At 69.3% G+C, this 20,073-nt stretch carries 19 protein-coding genes; 12 read left to right on the top strand and 7 right to left on the bottom strand.

Going from position 1 to position 20,073, the window contains the following annotated elements; all coding sequences use genetic code 11:
• The first annotated feature begins 41 nt into the window (after nt 1-41).
• The 3 genes from ACZ55A_RS01800 to ACZ55A_RS01790 all read left to right on the top strand — a co-directional run bounded on the left by ACZ55A_RS01800 (nt 42) and on the right by ACZ55A_RS01790 (nt 5,431).
• Entirely contained in the window at nt 42-1,346 is a 1,305-nt protein-coding gene (locus ACZ55A_RS01800) for a sensor histidine kinase (RefSeq protein ID WP_468831601.1), read from the top strand.
• Nucleotides 1,343-2,029 carry a response regulator gene (locus ACZ55A_RS01795; protein ID WP_468831598.1) on the top strand — a complete coding sequence of 229 codons (687 nt, stop codon included), beginning with the start codon at nt 1,343-1,345 and terminating at the stop codon, nt 2,027-2,029. Before ACZ55A_RS01800 ends, ACZ55A_RS01795 begins: the two co-directional genes overlap by 4 nt.
• Nucleotides 2,030-2,242: 213 nt before the next feature.
• Complete coding sequence (locus ACZ55A_RS01790) at nt 2,243-5,431, top strand: efflux RND transporter permease subunit (RefSeq protein ID WP_468831594.1); 3,189 nt, start codon at nt 2,243-2,245, stop codon at nt 5,429-5,431.
• Between the two features lie 86 nt (nt 5,432-5,517).
• Here ACZ55A_RS01790 and ACZ55A_RS01785 read toward each other — a convergent pair whose 3' ends face one another.
• Both ACZ55A_RS01785 and ACZ55A_RS01780 read right to left on the bottom strand, forming a co-directional pair.
• Nucleotides 5,518-5,718 (bottom strand): DUF397 domain-containing protein, encoded by a 201-nt coding sequence (locus tag ACZ55A_RS01785; RefSeq protein ID WP_468831591.1) that lies wholly within the window; start codon nt 5,716-5,718, stop codon nt 5,518-5,520.
• A complete protein-coding gene (locus tag ACZ55A_RS01780; RefSeq protein ID WP_468831588.1) occupies nt 5,697-6,542 on the bottom strand; it encodes a helix-turn-helix domain-containing protein in 846 nt (281 codons plus the stop codon). The genes ACZ55A_RS01785 and ACZ55A_RS01780 overlap by 22 nt, the downstream gene beginning before the upstream one ends.
• A 128-nt stretch (nt 6,543-6,670) precedes the next feature.
• On the opposite strand from ACZ55A_RS01780, the gene ACZ55A_RS01775 reads away from it, so the two are divergent.
• Both ACZ55A_RS01775 and ACZ55A_RS01770 read left to right on the top strand, forming a co-directional pair.
• Nucleotides 6,671-6,967, top strand: coding sequence for a hypothetical protein (locus ACZ55A_RS01775; RefSeq protein WP_468831586.1), 297 nt, complete (start codon nt 6,671-6,673; stop codon nt 6,965-6,967).
• Between the two features lie 47 nt (nt 6,968-7,014).
• Nucleotides 7,015-7,464, top strand: a complete 450-nt coding sequence (locus tag ACZ55A_RS01770) for a DUF4430 domain-containing protein (RefSeq protein ID WP_468831583.1) — start codon at nt 7,015-7,017, stop codon at nt 7,462-7,464.
• A 21-nt stretch (nt 7,465-7,485) separates the two neighbouring features.
• Here the strand turns inward: ACZ55A_RS01770 and nadA are convergent, their stop codons facing one another.
• Nucleotides 7,486-8,673 carry a quinolinate synthase NadA gene (gene nadA, locus ACZ55A_RS01765; RefSeq protein ID WP_468831580.1) on the bottom strand — a complete coding sequence of 396 codons (1,188 nt, stop codon included), beginning with the start codon at nt 8,671-8,673 and terminating at the stop codon, nt 7,486-7,488.
• A gap of 269 nt (nt 8,674-8,942) precedes the next feature.
• Here nadA and erpA point away from each other — a divergent pair, with 269 nt between their 5' ends.
• The gene (gene erpA / locus ACZ55A_RS01760; RefSeq protein ID WP_030070025.1) at nt 8,943-9,299 is read left to right on the top strand and encodes an iron-sulfur cluster insertion protein ErpA; all 357 of its coding nucleotides are present in this window, start codon (nt 8,943-8,945) and stop codon (nt 9,297-9,299) included.
• 100 nt (nt 9,300-9,399) lie between these two features.
• On the opposite strand, the gene ACZ55A_RS01755 is transcribed toward erpA, so the two are convergent.
• Together ACZ55A_RS01755 and ACZ55A_RS01750 are read right to left on the bottom strand one after the other, a co-directional pair.
• The gene (locus ACZ55A_RS01755) at nt 9,400-10,905 is read right to left on the bottom strand and encodes a hypothetical protein (RefSeq protein ID WP_468831576.1); all 1,506 of its coding nucleotides are present in this window, start codon (nt 10,903-10,905) and stop codon (nt 9,400-9,402) included.
• A 167-nt stretch (nt 10,906-11,072) separates the two neighbouring features.
• On the bottom strand, nt 11,073-11,300 hold the full coding sequence (locus ACZ55A_RS01750; protein WP_468831573.1) for a hypothetical protein: 228 nt from the start codon (nt 11,298-11,300) through the stop codon (nt 11,073-11,075).
• A 159-nt stretch (nt 11,301-11,459) separates the two neighbouring features.
• On the opposite strand from ACZ55A_RS01750, the gene ACZ55A_RS01745 reads away from it, so the two are divergent.
• The gene (locus tag ACZ55A_RS01745) at nt 11,460-12,434 is read left to right on the top strand and encodes a carbohydrate kinase family protein (protein ID WP_468831570.1); all 975 of its coding nucleotides are present in this window, start codon (nt 11,460-11,462) and stop codon (nt 12,432-12,434) included.
• A 17-nt stretch (nt 12,435-12,451) separates the two neighbouring features.
• Here the strand turns inward: ACZ55A_RS01745 and ACZ55A_RS01740 are convergent, their stop codons facing one another.
• Nucleotides 12,452-13,915: an aminotransferase class V-fold PLP-dependent enzyme gene (locus tag ACZ55A_RS01740; RefSeq protein WP_468831567.1), complete on the bottom strand. Its 1,464-nt coding sequence runs from the start codon at nt 13,913-13,915 to the stop codon at nt 12,452-12,454.
• 282 nt (nt 13,916-14,197) lie between these two features.
• Between ACZ55A_RS01740 and ctaC the strand changes: the two genes are divergently transcribed.
• The 4 genes from ctaC to ACZ55A_RS01720 all read left to right on the top strand — a co-directional run bounded on the left by ctaC (nt 14,198) and on the right by ACZ55A_RS01720 (nt 18,709).
• Nucleotides 14,198-15,160, top strand: coding sequence for an aa3-type cytochrome oxidase subunit II (gene ctaC, locus ACZ55A_RS01735; RefSeq protein WP_468831564.1), 963 nt, complete (start codon nt 14,198-14,200; stop codon nt 15,158-15,160).
• Complete coding sequence (ctaD, locus tag ACZ55A_RS01730; RefSeq protein ID WP_468831561.1) at nt 15,157-16,893, top strand: aa3-type cytochrome oxidase subunit I; 1,737 nt, start codon at nt 15,157-15,159, stop codon at nt 16,891-16,893. Before ctaC ends, ctaD begins: the two co-directional genes overlap by 4 nt.
• Nucleotides 16,890-17,288 (top strand): cytochrome c oxidase subunit 4, encoded by a 399-nt coding sequence (locus ACZ55A_RS01725; protein ID WP_468831558.1) that lies wholly within the window; start codon nt 16,890-16,892, stop codon nt 17,286-17,288. Before ctaD ends, ACZ55A_RS01725 begins: the two co-directional genes overlap by 4 nt.
• Before the next feature lie 146 nt (nt 17,289-17,434).
• Entirely contained in the window at nt 17,435-18,709 is a 1,275-nt protein-coding gene (locus tag ACZ55A_RS01720; protein ID WP_468831555.1) for a L,D-transpeptidase, read from the top strand.
• 29 nt (nt 18,710-18,738) lie between these two features.
• Here ACZ55A_RS01720 and ACZ55A_RS01715 read toward each other — a convergent pair whose 3' ends face one another.
• Nucleotides 18,739-19,140 (bottom strand): hypothetical protein, encoded by a 402-nt coding sequence (locus tag ACZ55A_RS01715; RefSeq protein ID WP_468831552.1) that lies wholly within the window; start codon nt 19,138-19,140, stop codon nt 18,739-18,741.
• Between the two features lie 274 nt (nt 19,141-19,414).
• Between ACZ55A_RS01715 and ctaE the strand changes: the two genes are divergently transcribed.
• On the top strand, nt 19,415-20,035 hold the full coding sequence (gene ctaE / locus ACZ55A_RS01710; protein ID WP_362614683.1) for an aa3-type cytochrome oxidase subunit III: 621 nt from the start codon (nt 19,415-19,417) through the stop codon (nt 20,033-20,035).
• The last annotated feature ends 38 nt before the right edge of the window (nt 20,036-20,073 follow it).

Below are 20,073 nucleotides of genomic sequence, written 5' to 3'. Positions count from 1 at the left end.
CCCCGGTCCACCATCGGACCGGGGCGCTACCGTTTGCTCTTGTGAGTCTCCTCGACCCCGGTCCGGACGCGCCGCGCGCCGCCGGCCGCTTCCAGTGGCCCCGCACGCATCCGCTCGCGTTCGACGCCGTCCTGGCGGTGGCCGTCTTCGGATGCGTCCTGTTCGGCGCGGTGGCCGACCCCCACCGCATCAACGGTCCGCGCATCGCCGCCCACCACCTCACCGTCACGACCGTGGTGCTCGCCGCCCTGGCCTGCTCCGCCCTGGTCCTGCGCCGCCGCCTGCCCCGTACGGTCCTGGCGGCCACCGGCGGTCTGACCATCGTCGAGCTGATCGCCAGCTCCAGCGATCCGCGCGCCCCGGTGGCCGCCGCCGCGGTGGTCGCGCTCTACACCCTGGCGTCGCGCACGGACCGGCCCACGACCTGGCGGATCGGCGTGCTGACCGTCATCGTGCTGACCGCCTCCGCGATGCTCTACGGTCCCCGCCCCTGGTACGCACAGGAGAACATCGGCATCTTCGCCTGGACGGGCATGGCCGCCGCCGCGGGCGACGCGGTCCGCAGCCGCCGGGCGTTCGTCGACGCCATCCGCGAGCGCGCCGAGCGGGCCGAGCGCACCCGTGAGGAGGAGGCCCGCCGCCGGGTCGCCGAGGAGCGCATGCGGATCGCCCGGGAACTGCACGATGTCGTCGCCCACCACATCGCCCTGGTCAACGTCCAGGCCGGGGTGGCCTCGCACGTCATGGACAGCCGTCCGGACCAGGCCAAGCAGGCGCTGGCGCACGTCCGGGAGGCGTCCCGTTCGGCGCTGGAGGAACTGCGCGCCACGGTCGGCCTGCTGCGGCAGTCCGACGACCCCAAGGCGCCGACCGAGCCGGCGCCCGGCCTGGGCGTCCTCGACCAGCTCGTCGAGGGCTTCGTCCGCGCCGGGATCCCGGTCGACCTGGACCTCCCGCCGGAGCCCCGCCAACTGCCCGCCTCCGTCGACCTCACCGCCTACCGCGTGGTCCAGGAGGCGCTGACCAACATTCACAAGCACGCCGGGGAGGGTGCCCGCGCCACGGTCCGGATCGTCCACTCCGAGACCGCGCTGACGGTGACGGTGCTGGACGACGGTGCGGGCCGCGCCGGGGTGCCGCGCCAGAAGGGCGGCGACCGGCCCGCCGTGGAGCAGGGCGGACCGGGCGAGCCGGAGGACAGCGGCGGCGGCCACGGCCTGATCGGGATGCGCGAGCGGGTCCACGCGCTGCGCGGCACGGTCGTCACCGGCCCCCGCGCGGCCGGCGGCTTCCAGGTGCGGGTCACCCTTCCGCTTCAGACCGTCCGTACGGGGGAGACAGCATGACGATCAAGGTACTGCTCGCCGACGACCAGGCCCTGCTGCGCAGCGCGTTCCGGGTGCTGGTGGACTCCGAGCCGGACATGCGGGTGGTGGGGGAGGCCTCCGACGGCGCCCAGGCGTACGAGCTGACGAAGGCCGAGCGCCCCGACGTCGTCCTGATGGACATCCGGATGCCCGGTGTCGACGGCCTCGCCGCGACCCGCATGATCAGCGAGGACCCGGAGCTCACCGACGTCCGGGTGGTCATCCTGACCACCTTCGAGGTCGACGACTATGTGGTGCAGTCGCTGCGCAACGGCGCCAGCGGCTTCCTGGGCAAGGGCGCCGAGCCGGACGAGATGCTGAGCGCGATCCGGATCGCGGCGGCCGGCGAGGCGCTGCTCTCCCCCGCGGCGACGAAGGGGCTGATCGCCAAGTTCCTTGCCCAGGGCAGCAGTTCGGGCGACGACGGGCCCAGCCGCCGGGGCACGGAGCGGCTGGCGACGCTGACCGGCCGGGAGCGCGAGGTGCTCACGCTGGTGGCCGGCGGGCTCTCCAACGACGAGATCGCCGAGCAACTGGCCGTCAGCCCGCTCACGGTCAAGACGCACGTCAACCGCGCGATGGCGAAACTGGGCGCCCGCGACCGCGCCCAGCTGGTCGTCATCGCCTATGAATCCGGGCTCGTACGCCCACGGGTGCAGTAAGGGTGGAGCGGCCCGTACTCCGATCGCGGTACGGGCGTCGGCCGGAAACCGACCTGCGAGCGAGGAAAACCGGGCCGGCCATGGCGGAAGGTGTAGGTGGGCCCGCAAAGGCCCCTGCCGTCGGGCCCGCGTAGGCCCGCCGACCGTTCTCGTCCTCCGAGCACGCCCGCACGCACAGATCCGCCTTCAGAACAGAAGAGAGTGACCCCACCCATGTCCTGGCTGTCCCGGCTCAGCCTCGTACAACGGGGCCTGATAGCGCTGATGTCGATCGTCGCGATCGCCTTCGGCGCCATCGCGATTCCCCAGCTCAAGCAGCAGCTCCTGCCCTCCATCGAACTTCCGATGGTCTCCGTGCTGGCCCCGTACCAGGGTGCCTCGCCCGATGTCGTCGAGAAGCAGGTGATCGAGCCGCTGGAGGACGGAGTCCAGGCGGTCGACGGCATCAAGAGCGTCACCTCGACGTCCAGCGAGGGCTCCGGCGTCATCATGGCGCAGTTCGACTACGGCAACGACTCCAAGCGTCTGGTCGCCGACGTCCAGCAGGCGGTCAACCGCGCCCGCGCCAAGCTGCCCAAGGACGTCGATCCGCAGGTGGTCGCCGGCTCGACGGACGACATGCCCACCGTCGTCCTCGCCGTCTCCTCCGGCAGCAAGGACCAGCAGAGCCTCGCCGACCAGCTGAAGCGCAGCGTCGTACCGGACCTGAAGAACATCGACGGCGTCAGCCAGGTCACCGTGGACGGCGTCAAGGACCGGATCGTCGCGGTCACCCCCGACGACAAGAAGCTTGCCGCTGCCGGGCTGACCTCCCAGGCGCTCGGGCAGGCGCTGGAGGCCAGCGGTACGTCGGTGCCCGCCGGGTCCTTCGCCGAGGACGGCAGGAACAAGACCGTCCAGGTCGGCGCCGGCCTCACCTCCGTCGCACAGATCAAGGACCTGAGCATCGCGCCGTCGCCGGGCGCGGGGGCCGGCGACGCGGGCGCGGGAGCGGACGAGGGGCGGTCGGCCGGTCCGGTCCGCCTCGGTGACGTCGCCACCGTCAAGGAGGAGCCGGCCACCCCGGTCTCCCTCACCCGCACCAACGGCAAGCCCAGCCTCGCCGTCAATGTGACGATGGATCAGGACGGCAGCGCGGTCGACATCTCCGACGCGGTCAAGGGCAAGCTCAGCAAGATCCGTGCGGACCTGGGCAAGGGCACCGACGTCACGGTCGTCTCCGATCAGGGCCCCGCGGTCTCCCAGTCGATCGACTCGCTGACCACCGAAGGAATGCTCGGGCTGCTGATGGCGGTCATCGTCATCCTGGTCTTCCTGCTCAGCCTGCGCTCGACCCTGGTCACCGCGGTCTCCATCCCGCTCTCGGTCGTCCTCACCCTGATCGTGCTGTGGACCGGTGACCTCTCCCTCAACATGCTCACCCTCGGCGCGCTGACCATCGCGATCGGTCGCGTCGTCGACGACTCCATCGTCGTCCTGGAGAACATCAAACGGCACCTGGGCTACGGCGAGGAGCGCCGCGAGGCCATCCTCTCCGCCGTCAAGGAGGTCTCCGGAGCGATCACCTCCTCCACCCTCACCACGGTCGCGGTCTTCCTCCCGATCGGTGTGGTCGGCGGCATGATCGGCGCCCTCTTCGGCTCCTTCTCCCTCACGGTGACGGTCGCCCTGCTCTCCTCCCTGATCGTCTCGCTGACGGTCGTCCCGGTCCTCTCCTACTGGTTCCTGCGCGCGCCCGAGGTCCCCGAGGGCACCACCGTGGACGCACTGCGCCGCGAGGCGGAGGAGAAGGAGGCCCGCAGCGCCCTCCAGCGCCTCTATGTGCCGGTGCTGCGCTTCGCCACCCGGCGCCGGATCACCAGCGTGGTCATCGCCGTCGTCATCCTCCTCGGTACGTTCGGCATGGGTCCCCTGCTGAAGACCAACTTCCTCGACCAGAACGGCCAGGACACCCTCACCGTCAAGCAGGAGCTCAAGCCCGGCACCAGCCTCGGCGCGGCCGACACCCAGGCCAAAAAGGTCGAGAAGCTGCTCGCGGACACCGACGGCATCGACAACTACCAGGTCACCGTCGGCTCCTCCGGCTTCATGGCGGCCTTCGGCGGCGGCACCGGCTCCAACCAGGCCACCTACCAGATCAAGCTGAGGAACTCCGAGGACTCCGAGAAGGTCACCGACGACCTGCGGGCCTCGCTCGACAAGCTCGGCAAGTCCATCGGCGACACCACCATCACCGCGGGCGGCGGCTTCGGCAACCAGGACCTGAGTGTGGTCGTCAAGGCCGGTGACGCCGACGTACTGGAGAGGGCCAGCGAGCAGGTACGCAAGACCGTCGCCGGGCTCGACCACGTCGCCGATGTCCAGAGCGACCTCTCGCAGAGCGTCCCGCGGATCTCCGTGACGCCCAACGCCAAGACGGCCGCGGCCGGTTACAACCAGACCACGCTCGGCGGTCTGGTCGCCCAGGCGGTCCGCGGCAACACCAGCGGCAAGGCGGTCCTGGACGACACCGAGCGGGACATCGTGATCAAGGCGGCCCACCCGGCCACCACCGAGGCGGAGTTGAGGAACCTGGCGGTGCCGACCCCGGCCGGCCCGGCCAAGCTCGGCAGCATCGCCACCGTCAAGACCGTGCCCGGCCCGGTCCAGATGACCCGCATCGACGGAGCCCGTTCGGCGACCATCACCGCCAAGCCGACCGGCGACAACACCGGCGCGGTCAGCACCAAGCTACAGAGCGAGATCAAGGCACTGAAGCTGCCGGACGGCGCCACCGCCACGATCGGCGGCGTCTCCCAGGACCAGTCCGAGGCCTTCTCCTCGCTCGGCATGGCGATGCTGGCGGCCGTCGCCATCGTCTTCATGCTCCTGGTAGCCACGTTCCGGTCCCTGATCCAGCCCCTCATCCTCCTCGTCTCCATCCCCTTCGCGGCCACCGGCGCGATCGGCCTGCTGGTCGCCACCGGCACCCCGCTGGGCGTCCCGGCACTGATCGGCATGCTGATGCTGATCGGCATCGTGGTCACCAACGCCATCGTGCTGATCGACCTGATCAACCAGTACCGCGCACAGGGTTACGGCGTCGTCGAGGCGGTCATCGAGGGCGGCCGCCACCGCCTCCGCCCCATCCTGATGACGGCCCTGGCCACGATCATGGCCCTGCTCCCGATGGCCCTCTCCCTCACCGGCAACAGCGGCTTCATCTCCCAGCCGCTGGCGGTGGTCGTGATCGGCGGTCTGATCACCTCCACCCTCCTCACCCTCCTCCTCGTCCCGACGCTCTACGCGATGATCGAACTCCGCAAGGAACGCCGCACGAAGAAGAAGGCCGCCAAACACGCCAAGAAGACCGGCACCCCCCTCAAGAAGACCGACCACACCCCGGAACCGGCCGGCGTGTAACCACCACCGGGTCACTCAACCGGGGAGCCCCCGCAGCCGTCACTTCGGCTGCGGGGGCTCCGCCGTACCCGGCACCAGGTCGAGGGTCACCCGGCCTTGAGCGAGGTGACGAACGCGGTCCAGGCCGCGGCCGGGATGAGCAGCGCGGGGCCGTCGGGGTGCTTGCTGTCCCGTACGGGCACTATGCCGGGGAGGTCGTCGGCGACCTCGACGCATTCGGCCCCTTCCTCATTGCTGTAACTGCTCTTGCGCCAGGTGGCCTTGCTCAGGTCGAGGCTTGTGCGCATGGCTCGTATCCCTTCATCACCCTGCGGATCCTCTCCGCGGAGTCGCGTGGAGTGAGAGCGTATGCCCGAAGCTTGTCGTAGACGGCCCAGAGGCGGTCCACATCCTCCGGGTCCTTGTAGAGGTGGCCCCGTGCACGCCCCTCTTCGTAGGCCACTGCCTGGCCGACCGAGGGCCGCACGAGGACCAGCGTGGGGGTGCCCATCAGGTAGTACTCACCGTGCTCGAACGGGACCACCTGAATCGTGGTGGCCGCGGCATCGACCTTCGGTAGCAGCGCCTCCAGTTGTGCGTGCATGACCTGGTGGCCGCCGACGGGCCGATGGAGGATCGACTCATCCAGAATCGCCCAATAGCGTGTGGATGACGCGGCCATTTGTGCCTGGCGGGCGAGCCTGGCCTGTAGGCGTTCCTCGACCAACTCCGGTGTGACGTTGGGAGACTGGCGCAGCAGGGCGCGGGCGTACTCCTCGGTCTGTAGCAGCCCAGGAATGAATCGCGTCTCGAAGGACTCGATCGCCGCTGCGTGCGCCTGCAATTCCAGGAACCGGCGGTAGTAGTGCGGGTGCGTCTCCTTCTTGGCCAGCTGATACAGCCCAAAGAAGTGCTTCTCCGTGCCGAACGCCGCGTCCAGCGCCCCCGGTAGCTCCGGTGGCGGCATCAACTCCGCCGCCTCCACCCGGGCCAGCGTGCTCTTGCTGAAGTTGACGATGTCGGACAGCTGCACCAGCGACAGCTTCGCGAGGTCGCGGTGGCGGCGTTGTTCCGAGCCGAAGTAATGGCGGGCGGACAGATACGGGTTCAGTTCCTTGGGCGTGAACTTCATGTGCAGCACCTCTTGGTCGTCCCACGCGCAACAGGTAGACGCAGCAACCCTGTTGAAGCCCCGTCTCACAGGGCAACTATTGCGATACACACGGTAATCAGCTGGCCAACTTAGCGAAAGCGGGTCATATGTTCGAGAGTTCGCCGCCGCGATTGCTGCCGTGGGCCAGGCCGGACGGCGCCCCGTGCTACCTGAGCACGGACGATCCGGAGAGCCGGCTGTCGCTCCTCGCCGACGATGTGGAGGGCGAGGTGATCGCCGCCGCCGAGGGGGCGCTGGAGGAGAGCGAGGCGTTGGCCGTCGGGGTGTCCGGGGCGGACCCCCGGGAGCTGTGCTGCGTGGTCGCCTGCCTGCGCGAGGCGTTACGGGACGTCCTGCGGATCGCGGTCAGCCGGGGCGACCGGCTCGCGGAGCGCGAGGAGTGATGCGATCGTAGCTGTGGGTGATGAGTCGACGAAAGGCAGGTAGCAACGTGTTCTCCGTGCTGGCCGCCAAGGCCGCTCTGCTGCCCGCCGCCGGGCTTGCCTGGGCAACCGTTCCGGCGACGGGCGCGGTGCCCGCGGACCCCGTCGCCGACGTCCGGGTGTCCGTCACCGGCGGCGCCTTCACCGCCACCGTCGGCACCGTCCGTACCACCGCGCACACCCTCGTCGGCGGCGTCTACTGTGCCGCCGCCGACGGGGCGCCCACCCCGCTCACCGCACTGGCCGATGCCGATGCGCAATTTCGCCTGGGCGGCGTGGAGATGCACTGGGACGTGGCCAAGCAGGACTACGTCGTCACCAGCATCCACGGCGATACCGCGGAGGGCACCAAGACCTGGAACGCGTATGTGAACGACAAGAAGATCACGACCGGGCCCTGCGGCACCGCGGTCAAGGACGACGACAAGGTCCGCTGGACCCTGGAGGCGCCGTCCTGACGGCAGGGGCTACGACAGGCCCTACGGCAGGGCCAGCATCCGCTCCAGCGCGAGCTTCGCGAACTTCTCGGTCTCCTTGTCGACCTCGATGCGGTTGACGACCTTGCCGGCCGCCAGCGACTCCAGCGCCCACACCAGGTGGGGGAGGTCGATGCGGTTCATCGTCGAGCAGAAGCAGACCGTCTTGTCGAGGAAGACGATCTCCTTGTCCTCCGCGGCGAAGCGGTTCGCCAGGCGGCGGACGAGGTTCAGCTCCGTACCGATGGCCCACTTCGAGCCGCGCGGGGCGGCCTCCAGGGCCTTGATGATGTACTCCGTCGAGCCGACGTGGTCCGCGGCCGCCACGACCTCGTGCTTGCACTCGGGGTGGACCAGGACGTTCACCTCGGGGATGCGGGCCCGGACGTCGTTGACCGAGTCGAGCGAGAAGCGGCCGTGCACGGAGCAGTGGCCGCGCCAGAGGATCATCTTGGCGTCCCGCAGCTGCTCGACGGTGAGCCCGCCGTTCGGCTTGTGCGGGTTGTAGACCACGCAGTCGTCCAGGGACATGCCCATGTCGCGGACGGCGGTGTTGCGGCCCAGGTGCTGGTCGGGCAGGAAGAGGACCTTGTCGCCCTGCTCGAAGGCCCAGTCCAGCGCGCGCTTGGCGTTGGAGGAGGTGCAGATCGTGCCGCCGTGCTTGCCGGTGAAGGCCTTGATGTCGGCGGACGAGTTCATGTATGAGACCGGCACGACCTGTTCGGCTATGCCGGCCTCGGTGAGTACGTCCCAGCACTCGGCGACCTGTTCCGAGGTCGCCATGTCGGCCATCGAACAGCCGGCGGCCAGGTCGGGGAGGATGACCTGCTGCGCGTCGCCGGTGAGGATGTCGGCCGATTCGGCCATGAAGTGCACACCGCAGAAGACGATGTACTCGGCGTCCGGCCGGGCCGCGGCGTCCCGCGCGAGCTTGAAGGAGTCGCCGGTGACATCGGCGAACTCGATGACCTCGTCACGCTGGTAGTGGTGCCCGAGGACGAAGACCTTGTCGCCGAGCTTCGCCTTGGCCGCGCGGGCGCGCTCGACGAGATCGGGGTCCGACGGGGCCGGCAGATCACCGGGGCACTCCACGCCGCGCTCGCTCTTCGGGTCGGCCTCACGGCCGAGGAGGAGCAGCGCCAGCGGGGTCGGCTGGACGTCCAGGGGCTGGGCGGTGGTCACAACACGCACCCTCTCTTCTCTGCGGACAGCTCTTGCTGGAAAGCCTTTTCGTCTATTTGACGCTATCTATCATAGCTGGTTCGTGTCAGTTTGACGATGGCCCTCGTGTCGATGTGACGCATCCGCCCCCCGCCATGTGCCGTCGGCCACCCGGTACCGGTTGCCGGTGTGCGAGCATGAGAAGAAGAAGCGCCGAGCCGGAATTAATCCGGGGCGTAGCCGGTTGCAGCTTGTTGCATCCGATGACAAGCGGTCCGTACAACCCGGGAGAGATGTAGATGAGCGTGCAGGACGAGAAGACCACCGTCAGCGACGGCATCATCCTGTCCGACGCGGCCGCGTCGAAGGTCAAGAGCCTGCTGGAGCAGGAGGGCCGGGACGACCTCGCGCTGCGGGTGGCCGTTCAGCCCGGTGGCTGCTCCGGCCTGCGCTACCAGCTCTTCTTCGACGAGCGTTCGCTCGACGGCGATGTCGTCAAGGACTTCGACGGCGTCAAGGTCGTCACCGACCGGATGAGCGCCCCGTACCTGGGCGGCGCCTCCATCGACTTCGTCGACACCATCGAGAAGCAGGGCTTCACGATCGACAACCCGAACGCCACCGGCTCCTGCGCCTGCGGTGACTCCTTCAGCTAAGGATCCCGGGCGGTAGGAACAGGTACCTACGACGAAGGCGGCACCCCGAGCGGGGGGCGGCCTTCGTCGTAGGTACGTACGGACCGGGGGAGAGGCCCGGTTACCGCTTCGGCACGGCCTCACCGGTCGACACATCGATCACCTTCCGGCCGTCCAGCGGCTTCTCCAGCGTCACGGTCTTGGTGAACTCCTTGGCGATCTTCACGCAGATCTGGCCCGGCTTCTTGTCCCGGCCGGTGACCTTGGTCTTCACCGCCGTGTCCGACTCCTCGGCGCTCACCGAGTAGACGCTGCACACCCCGCCCCAGAAGTGCACGGTCAGCTTCCGGCCACCGTCACCCACGTCGTACGACTCCAGCGCCATCGCCCCGGGCTTCCCCGACGGGTGCTGCGGGGTCTGGTCCTTGTGCGCCAGGTACTTCGGGTCCACCGCGGGGTGCGCGACGGTCGTCGTGGTGCTGTCCGGGCCGGTGCCGGCGCCCGGCTGGCGCACCGCGTACAGCCAGGACGGCACCAGCGCCTGCCCGCCGTCCACGTACTGCACCGCCAGCCCGAAGACCGCACCGGTCACCTCGGCCGGCTTCTGCGCCTTGTTCGGGGACGGCTCACAGGGCGCGATCTGGCCCTTCTTGTCGCCCTTGGCGGGCGTCGACGGGCAGTCGGCCGGCTTACGGCCCTCGCCCGCGTTCAGCCGGTCCAGCGTCTTGTCCGCGCTCAGCACCGGGTACACCGCGCCCTTGACCGGATTCGCCAACTGACCGCTGCCGCCGACCACTTGGCCGTCCGAGCCGACCTGGAGGTCGCTCTGCCAGCCGTACGTCGGCAGCCCGCCGAGCACCGGATCCGCGGTGACGATCCGCACCGCGCCCGACAGCCCGCTCGCATCCAGCTTGGCGTTCTGCTGGCCCAGCGCCTTGAGCACCGGCCGCACCGCCTGCTTGGCCTTCTCCGGCGACACCGCGCCCTTGCCGCTGCTGTCGTCCTCGGTCGTGATGTCCCCGCCGCCGCGGTACGAGGGACAGCCGGGCCGGGCCGAGGCGTCGCCGACGTCCGGCTGGTCCTGGCCGGTACCGCCCTTGGGGGAGGCGGGCAGCGCACAGTTGGTGCCACCGGGCGTGCCGTACTGCGAGTACGTCCAGGAGCCCGAACCGGTCTTGGTGACCTGGAGGACCGGGCCACGGCCGTCCCGGGTCGGCCCGCCGACCTTCCAGGTGGTGCCCTCGGAGCGGACCTTTCCCGCCACATCCAGCGCCTTCGCCAGCCGTTCCACCGCCTCCCGGCCGATCTCGCCCTTGGGCCGGTACACCGGTGCCGACGAGGGCCCGTCGGGCAGGTCCTTCACCGCCTTGTACTTGGCACCCTGCGGATTGGGCTCACCGGCCGCTATCGAGCCGCCCGTATAGCCGTCGAGGGCGAGCGGCGGCGGGTCGCTCTTGCCCGCGGATGCCGTGCCGGAGCCCTCGCTGCTGGACGCGGACGAGGCCCAGTACGCCGCGCCGCCCCCGGCCAGCAGCACCGCGGCGGCCATCGAGGCGACCAGCACCGGGCTGCGCCGCCTGCCCGTCTTGGGGTGGTCCGGGGTCTCAGGGGTGTCCTCGGTGTTCACCGCATCGCTCCTTCAGCTCCGCTGAGCATCTGACGTGCCATCCTCCGTGGAATGGACGTCGATGGGACGGAACGGGTGCGCGCGCGGTTCCCTGTGAGCCCCGTACGGGTGCCCACGGGAGTACGGGCGCCGCGGGACGGCCGTCCGCCCCGCGGCACCCGGATGGCTCAGTCGCCGTACTCGGACATTCCGTCCAGCAGCGCGGCGGAGGTGTCGGGGACCTTCACCCCGTGCAGATCGGTGGCGCGCCCCGGCGCAGGGGACGGCCGGCGGCCGGACCGCCAGCGCCCCGCCATCCGTGCGCAGTCGCCGCGCAGCTCGTCGAGCGATTCCGGTTCGGTGGCCGTGTGCGATGCCGCGGCACGCGGTGTGACGGCTTTCACAGGTTTGGTCATAGGGGCACCGTACGCAGCGGTATTCCGAGGAGAAAGCCCTACTATTTAGTAGTTTCAGTAGTTCCGGGTGTGCGGGATGACCGGGTGGCTGTGGCCCCCGCGGGGTAGCGTTGCTCTACGTCCGCCCGTCCCTCCGCCATCCGCAGGAGCAGACCCGTCGTGCGTATCGCAGTCACCGGCTCCATCGCCACCGACCACCTGATGACCTTCCCCGGCCGCTTCGCCGACCAGCTCGTGGCCGACCAGCTGCATACGGTCTCGCTCTCCTTCCTGGTCGACCAGCTCGACGTCCGCCGCGGCGGGGTCGCCCCCAACATCTGCTTCGGCATGGGCCAGCTCGGTATCCAGCCGATCCTCGTCGGTGCCGCGGGCAACGACTTCGAGGAGTACCGCGCCTGGCTCGACCGCCACGGCGTGGACACCCGCTCCGTGCGCATCTCCGAGGTGCTGCACACCGCCCGCTTCGTCTGCACCACCGACGCCGACCACAACCAGATCGGCTCCTTCTACACCGGCGCGATGAGCGAGGCCCGGCTGATCGAGCTCCAGCACGTGGCCGAGCGGGTCGGCGGCCTGGACCTGGTGCTGATCGGCGCGGACGACCCGGAGGCGATGATCCGGCACACCGAGGAGTGCCGCACCCGCGGTATCCCCTTCGCCGCCGACTTCTCCCAGCAGATCGCCCGTATGGACGGCGAGAACATCCGCACCCTCATGGAGGGCGCCACCTACCTCTTCTCCAACGAGTACGAGAAGGGCCTGATCGAGTCCAAGACCGGCTGGACCGCCGAGGAGATCCTGGCCAAGGTCGGCACCCGGGTCACCACCCTCGGATCCGACGGCGTCCGCATCGAGCGGGTCGGCGAGCCCACCATCGAGGTCGGCGTCCCGGAGGAGAAGGTCAAGGCCGACCCGACCGGCGTCGGCGACGCCTTCCGGGCCGGCTTCCTGGCCGGACTGGCCTGGGGCGTCAGCCTGGAGCGCGCCGCGCAGATCGGCTGCATGCTGGCGACGCTGGTCATCGAGACCGTCGGCACCCAGGAGTACGAGCTGCACCGCAGCCACTTCATGGACCGCTTCACCAAGGCCTACGGCCACGAGGCCGCCGCCGAGGTCCAGCAGCACCTGGCCTGAACCGGCCGCTCCACACCTCAGACGCGGCGCCGCACCACATACGCGGCGCCGCGTTCGGCCGCCCGCTCACCGACGTACTCCTGCTCGCGCATCGCGCACCAGGCGGGGATGTCCTGCCGGGCGGCCTCGTCGTCGGAGAGCACCGTCACCGTCCCGCCGACCGGCACCTCCCCGATCACCTTCGCCAGCTCGATGACCGGGATCGGGCAGCGCTTGCCGAGCGAGTCGACGACCAGGCCCTCGGGCGCCTCGGGCGCCGCCTCTTTCGGCTGCTCCTGCTCCGGCTGCTCCGGCTCCGGCGACCGGGCCCCGGCCTCCGCGTTCTCAGCAGCCTCCTCCGTCACCTCGGGCACCCCCAGCCGCTCCCGTACCGAGCGCACCACGCCCGGCAGCACCTCCAGGAACCGCTCCACCTTTGCCCCGTCCGTCCCGTACGGCAGCGAGATCCGGACGTTCCCCTCGGACAGCACGCCCATCGCGCGCAGCACATGGCTCGGCGTCAGCGTGCTGGACGTACAGGACGAGCCGGACGAGACGGAGAAACCGGCGCGGTCCAGCTCGTGCAGCAGGGCCTCCCCGTCGACATAGAGACAGGAGAAGGTGACGAGATGGGGGAGCCGGTGCACCGGATCGCCGACCACCTCCACATCCGGGACCAGCTCCGGCACCCGCGCCCTGATCCGGTCCACCAGGGCCCGCAGCCGCGCCGCCTCGGCGCCGGTCTCCGGGCCGGTCCGCAGCGCGCGCAGGGACGCCGCGGCCGCCACGATCGCCGGCAGGTTCTCGAACCCGGGGCTGCGGCCCGACTCCCGCTCGTCCTTCGGCCCCTGGACCGCGAACCGGGTCCCCTTACGGACCGCGAGCAGCCCCACGCCGGGCGGACCGCCCCACTTGTGGGCGCTGCCGGTCAGCAGTGACCAGGCACCGGACACCGGCCCCCACGGCAGCGACTGCGCGGCGTCCACCAGCAGCGGCACCCCGGCCTCCTGGCACAGCGCGGCCACCTCTTCGACCGGCTGTTCGGTACCCACCTCGTGGTTGGCGGACTGGAGCGCGACCAGCGCGGTGTCCGGGGTGAGCGCGGCGGCGACGTCCCCGGCCGCCACCCGGCCGCCGCGGTCCACGGCCAGCTCCGCCCGGGTGCCGCCGGCCGCCGCATGGACCTCGGCGGCGTGCAGCACCGAGGAGTGCTCCACCGCGGAGTACAGCAGCCGGCGGCCGGTGCGCCGGCGGGCGGCCAGCGCCCCGGCGACTCCGGTGTGCACCGCCTGCGTCCCCGATGGGGTGAAAATCAGCTCGTCCGGGCGACAGCCCACGGCCTCCGCCGCCGCCTCGCGGGCGGCGTCCAGCAGCAGCCGGGCGCGCCGCCCCTCGCGGTAGAGGCGGGCCGGATCGGCCCAGCCTTCATCGAGCGAGGCGAGCAGCGCCTCACGGGCGACCGGGTGAAGGGGGGCGGCGGACGCGGCGTCGAAGTAGGGCACGTAAGAGACGTTAGCCCCCGTGCCGGCGCGGTGTCGTTCAGGCCGTCAGATGCCTGGTGGCAGCGGGTATTCGGGCGCCGGGCGGGCGGCCCGCGGAGGGCCCGGCCACCCCTTAGGGGTGCGTCGCGGCGCGTTGGGCACCCTCCCCGCGCGACCCCAAATAGCGTCCAGTAGGGTTTGGTCCGCATAAACATCCAAACCCCTGCCCGACGCAGGGCGGCGACCGACCAGCGTGTAAGGCCGCAGCCGACCGCGCGGGCGAGACTCTCGGGAAGGCGCTACGTGAGTCCCAACGGCTCCGACCGCTCGTCGCGGCGCCCGATGCGGCGGAAGCTGCCGCAGGTGCTTGCTGCGGGCCTGGTCCTGGCGACCGCTACTGGTTGCACATATAAGGACTTCCCCCGCCTCGGCATGCCAACGCCCGTCACCGACGAGGCGCCGCGGATCCTCTCTCTTTGGCAGGGCTCCTGGGCCGCCGCCCTCGCAACGGGCGTGCTGGTGTGGGGCCTGATCATTTGGAGCGTGATCTTCCACCGCCGCAGCAGGACCAAGGTGGAGGTCCCCGCGCAGACCCGGTACAACATGCCGATCGAGGCGTTGTACACGATTGTCCCCTTCATCATCATCGCGGTGCTGTTCTACTTCACCGCGCGTGATGAGAGTGCGCTCCTGAAGACCTCCAAGAAGCCGGACCACGTGATCAACGTGGTGGGCTTCCAGTGGAGCTGGGCGTTCAACTACATGGAGAACGTCGACGGCAACAAGTCGACCACGAACATCAACTCCAGCGCGCTCTCCGCCATCCCGGACAAGTGGAAGAAGACCGCGCCGGCCGGTGCCGACGGTGTCTACGACACGGGTACCCCGGGCGAGCGGAACCCGCAGAACGGCAACCCGGGCCCGACGCTGTGGCTGCCGAAGGGCGAGACGGTCCAGTTCGTGCTGACCTCTCGCGATGTCATCCACTCCTTCTGGGTGGTGCCGTTCCTGATGAAGCAGGACGTCATCCCGGGCCACACCAACGTCTTCGAGGTGACCCCCAACAAGGAGGGCACCTTCATGGGCAAGTGCGCCGAGCTCTGCGGCGTCGACCACTCCCGGATGCTCTTCAACGTCAAGGTCGTCTCCCCTGAGCGGTACCGGGAGCACCTGAAGGACCTGGCGAAGAAGGGCCAGACCGGATACCTGCCGTCGGGCATCAAGCAGACGGATCACGCCAGGAATGCGGAGACGAAGAACACGTGAGCATCCTCAACGAACCTCAGGGTGCCGCCGCCGACACGGCTCCGGCAGCCCCGCCCGTACGCAAGAAGCAACCGGGTATCGCCGCGGTGAAGTGGCTGACCACCACCGACCACAAGACCATCGGCACGATGTACCTGGTCACGTCGTTCGCGTTCTTCTGCGTCGGCGGTGTCATGGCGCTGCTCATGCGCGCCGAGCTGGCCCGCCCCGGTACGCAGATCATGACGAACGAGCAGTTCAACCAGGCGTTCACGATGCACGGCACGATCATGCTGCTGATGTTCGCGACGCCGCTGTTCGCCGGCTTCGCGAACTGGATCATGCCGCTCCAGATCGGCGCGCCCGACGTGGCGTTCCCGCGGCTGAACATGTTCGCCTACTGGCTGTACCTCTTCGGCTCGCTGATCGCGGTCGGTGGATTCCTCACCCCGCAGGGTGCGGCGGACTTCGGCTGGTTCGCGTACTCCCCGCTGTCGGACGCGGTCCGCTCGCCGGGCGTCGGTGCCGACATGTGGATCATGGGTCTGGCCTTCTCCGGCTTCGGCACGATCCTCGGTTCGGTCAACTTCATCACGACGATCATCTGCATGCGCGCCCCTGGCATGACGATGTTCCGGATGCCGATCTTCACCTGGAACGTGCTGCTGACCGGTGTGCTGGTCCTGCTGGCCTTCCCGGTGCTGGCGGCGGCGCTGTTCGCGCTGGAGGCGGACCGGAAATTCGGTGCGCATGTCTTTGATGCCGCCAATGGCGGTGCCTTGCTCTGGCAACACCTCTTCTGGTTCTTCGGCCACCCCGAGGTGTACATCATCGCCCTGCCGTTCTTCGGCATCATTTCCGAGGTCATTCCGGTCTTCTCCCGGAAGCCGATGTTCGGTTACATCGGTCTGATCGCGGCGACGATTTCGATTGCCGGCCTTTCGGTCACGGTGTGGGCGCACCACATGTATGTGACGGGCGGCGTGCTGTTGCCGTTCTTCTCCTTCATGACGTTCCTGATCGCGGTGCCGACCGGTGTGAAGTTCTTCAACTGGATCGGCACGATGTGGAAGGGCTCGCTGTCCTTCGAGACACCGATGCTGTGGTCGATCGGCTTCCTGATCACCTTCACCTTCGGTGGTCTGACCGGTGTCATCCTGGCCTCGCCGCCGATGGACTTCCACATCTCCGACTCGTACTTCGTCGTGGCCCACTTCCACTACGTGGTCTTCGGCACGGTCGTCTTCGCGATGTTCGCCGGCTTCCACTTCTGGTGGCCGAAGTTCACCGGAAAGATGCTGGACGAGCGGCTCGGCAAGATCACCTTCTGGACGCTGTTCGTGGGCTTCCACGGCACCTTCCTCGTCCAGCACTGGCTCGGCGCCGAGGGCATGCCGCGGCGTTACGCGGACTACCTCGCCGCCGACGGCTTCACGACGCTGAACACCATCTCGACGATCAGCTCGTTCCTGCTGGGCCTGTCGATCCTGCCGTTCCTCTACAACATCTGGAAGACGGCGAAGTACGGCGAGAAGATCGAGGTCGACGACCCGTGGGGCTACGGCCGCTCGCTGGAGTGGGCGACGTCCTGCCCGCCGCCGCGGCACAACTTCCTCACGCTGCCGCGTATTCGCTCCGAATCCCCGGCGTTCGACCTGCACCACCCGGAGATCGCGGCCCTCGACGCGCTGCACAACGGTCACGGCGCGGCGGATGACAAGTCCCTCGCCGGCGGCAAGGAGGCGGGCAAGTGAGAATCCAGGGCAAGATGTTCATCTGGCTCTCCGTCTTCGTCCTCGCCATGGCGGTCGTCTATGGCGTCTGGTCGAAGGAGCCGGCGGGCACCACCGCGCTCTTCCTCGCCTTCGGCCTGTGCATCATGGTCGGCTACTACCTGGCCTTCACGGCCCGGCGGGTCGACGCGGGTGCCCAGGACAACGAGAACGCCGAGGTCTCGGACGACGCCGGTGAGCTGGGCTTCTTCAGCCCGCACAGCTGGCAGCCGCTGTCCCTGGCCGTCGGTGGCGCCCTCGCCTTCATGGGCGTCGTCTTCGGCTGGTGGCTGCTGTACTTCTCCCTGCCGGTGATCCTCGTCGGCCTCTTCGGCTGGGTCTTCGAGTACTACCACGGCGAGAACCGCACCCAGTGAGCGCGGAAATGCACGGCTGACACGCCGTACGGCGGGCCCGGACACCTCAACAGGTGTCCGGGCCCGCCCCGTTTGGAGGTACCGGGGCAGACCCGTTTGCAGTCCTCCAGCGCGCTGGGACAGGTGATGCTTCGTACTTTTGGGGCATGAGTTACAGACCTCGAACCCGGACGGTGCTGAGCTGCGGCCTCCTGCTCGTGCCCCTCGCGGTGAGCACCGCCGCGTGCGGGGGCTCGGCGTCGGAACAGCTCTCCGCCAATCCCTACGACGCAGGCGACCAGATCACCGCCAACACTCCGGACGGCAAGAAGAAAGCGGACCCCGACAAGCCGCTTGAGGTCTCCGTCGCGGAGGACGAGGCGCGGATCACGGACGTGACCGCCACCGACTCCACAGGACGCTTCGTCCGCGGCGAGCTCAGCGCCGACGGCAGGCACTGGCGGACCACGGTCCCGCTCGCCGCCGGCACCCGCTACACGGTGCGGGTCAGCACCGAGGACGGGGACGGCGCTCCCGGCCGTAAGACCCTTGTGGTCAACACCACAGAGGCCGAAGGCCAGTTGACCGCCACCTTCGGCCCGGAGAGCGGCGAGTACGGCGTCGGCCAGCCGGTCACCGCCGAGCTGAGCAAGCCCATCAAGGACCCCAAGGCGCGGGCCGTCGTCGAGAGCGCCCTGAAGGTCGACTCCATGCCGCGCGTCGAGGGCTCCTGGCACTGGGTGGACGCCAAGAAGCTGCACTTCCGCCCCAAGGAGTACTGGCCCGCCCACGCCACCATCTCGGTGCACAGCAACCTGGCCGGCCTGAAGATCGCCAAGGGGCTCTACGGCGGCCAGTCCAAGCCGGTCCGGCTCACCACCGGCGACCGGATGGAGGCCCTTACCGACGCGGCGGCGCACCAGATGACGGTGCGGCGCAACGGCGAGACGATCAACACCATCCCCGTCACCACCGGCAAGCCCGGCTTCTCCACCCGCAACGGCGTCAAGGTCGTACTCGGCAAGGAGAGCTTCGTACGGATGCGCAGCTCGACCGTCGGCATCGCCGCGGGCAGCTCCGAGTCCTACGACCTGCCGGTCTACTGGGCCACCCGGGTGACCTGGAGCGGTGAGTACGTACACGCCGCACCCTGGTCCGTCGGCTCGCAGGGCGCGGCGAACGTCAGCCACGGCTGTACGGGCATGTCCACCGGCAACGCCCAGTGGTTCTTCAACACCGTCCGGGTCGGCGACATCGTCAAGGTCGTCAACAGCGGCGGCGAGGACATGCCGCCGTTCGGCAACGGCTTCGGCGACTGGAACATGCCCTGGAAGGAGTGGCGCGCCGGCAGCGCCCTGAAGACCAAGGCCGGCAGCACCACAGGAGCGGCGGAGCGCCAGCAGGACCCCAGCAGCGACGCCCGGCTGCGCCCGAAGATCTGAGCCCGCTCAGCGGCCGCCCAGGCCCCCGCTCAGGCCTGTACGAGGGGCTTGCGGCGCAGCAGGCCGGCCAGGGCGTCGGCGAAGGCCACCGGATCGATCGGATGGGGCACCGCGGCGTCCGCCCGGCTCCAGGTGGCCAGCCAGGCGTCCTGCGGGCGGCCGATCAGCAGCAGCACCGGCGGGCACTGGAAGATCTCGTCCTTGATCTGCCGGCACACGCCCATCCCGCCCGCGGGCGCGGTCTCGCCGTCCAGCACGCAGACGTCGATGCCGCCCTGCTCCAGGGCCTCCAGCACCGCCGGCGCGGTCGCGCACTCCAGGATCTCGATCTCCGGGGCGTCGGCGGCAGGGCGCCGTCCGGCCGCCAGCCGGACCTGCTCGCGGGTGTGGGCGTTGTCGCTGTAGACCAGCACCGTGGCAGTCGCCTGCATCGTTCCTCCACGTCTTCGTAGCGGCACAGCTTCGGGTGGCACTCCTGCGCCGGATGCTACTCCCGCGGCGGGTGCCCGCAGGAGGGGTTCGACGGATCCAAGATCTGCCCGACGCCCCGTCAGGACGGGCCCCGGAGAGGCGGGCGTACGGGCCGCCGCGGGGGTACTTCCCTCCTTCGGGCGACGACGGAAATGGGCCGTACGAGCAGCGCGTACGTGCTTGACACACCGAACGGCACCCCCCGGAGTGAGGGCGGGATAAGCGACCGACATAATGTCGGTCGTGGCGACAGCAACGACAGTAGAAACCGGGCACGCGCACCCGTCGGTCAATCGGCCGAACCTCACCAGCGTCGGAACCATCATCTGGCTGAGTTCCGAGCTGATGTTCTTCGCGGCCCTCTTCGCGATGTACTTCACCCTTCGATCGGTGACCGGCGCCGAGTATTGGAAGGAATCCGCCGATGCGTTGAATCTTCCGTTCTCCGCGACCAACACCACGATCCTGGTGCTCAGCTCGCTGACCTGCCAGCTCGGCGTTTTCGCGGCCGAGCGCGGCGATGTCAAGAAGCTCCGCGCGTGGTTCGTGGTCACCTTCGTCATGGGTGCGATCTTCATCGGCGGTCAGGTCTTCGAGTACACGGAGCTGGTCAAGCACGAGGGCCTGTCGCTCTCGTCCGGCCCGTACGGCTCGGTGTTCTACCTGACCACCGGTTTCCACGGACTGCATGTGACGGGCGGTCTGATCGCCTTCCTGCTGGTCCTGGGCAGGACGTACGCGGCCAAGAGGTTCACCCACACGCAGGCCACCGCGGCCATCGTCGTGTCCTACTACTGGCACTTCGTCGATGTCGTCTGGATCGGCCTCTTCGCCACGATCTACCTGATCAAGTAGCCCTGCCGGCTCGGCATCAGACAGACATATCCACAGCA

It is taken from the genome of Streptomyces sp. NPDC034111 (assembly GCF_055575375.1).
The sequence above is the reverse complement of the archived record's forward strand: the minus strand, read 5'-3'. Positions and strand labels throughout refer to the sequence as shown.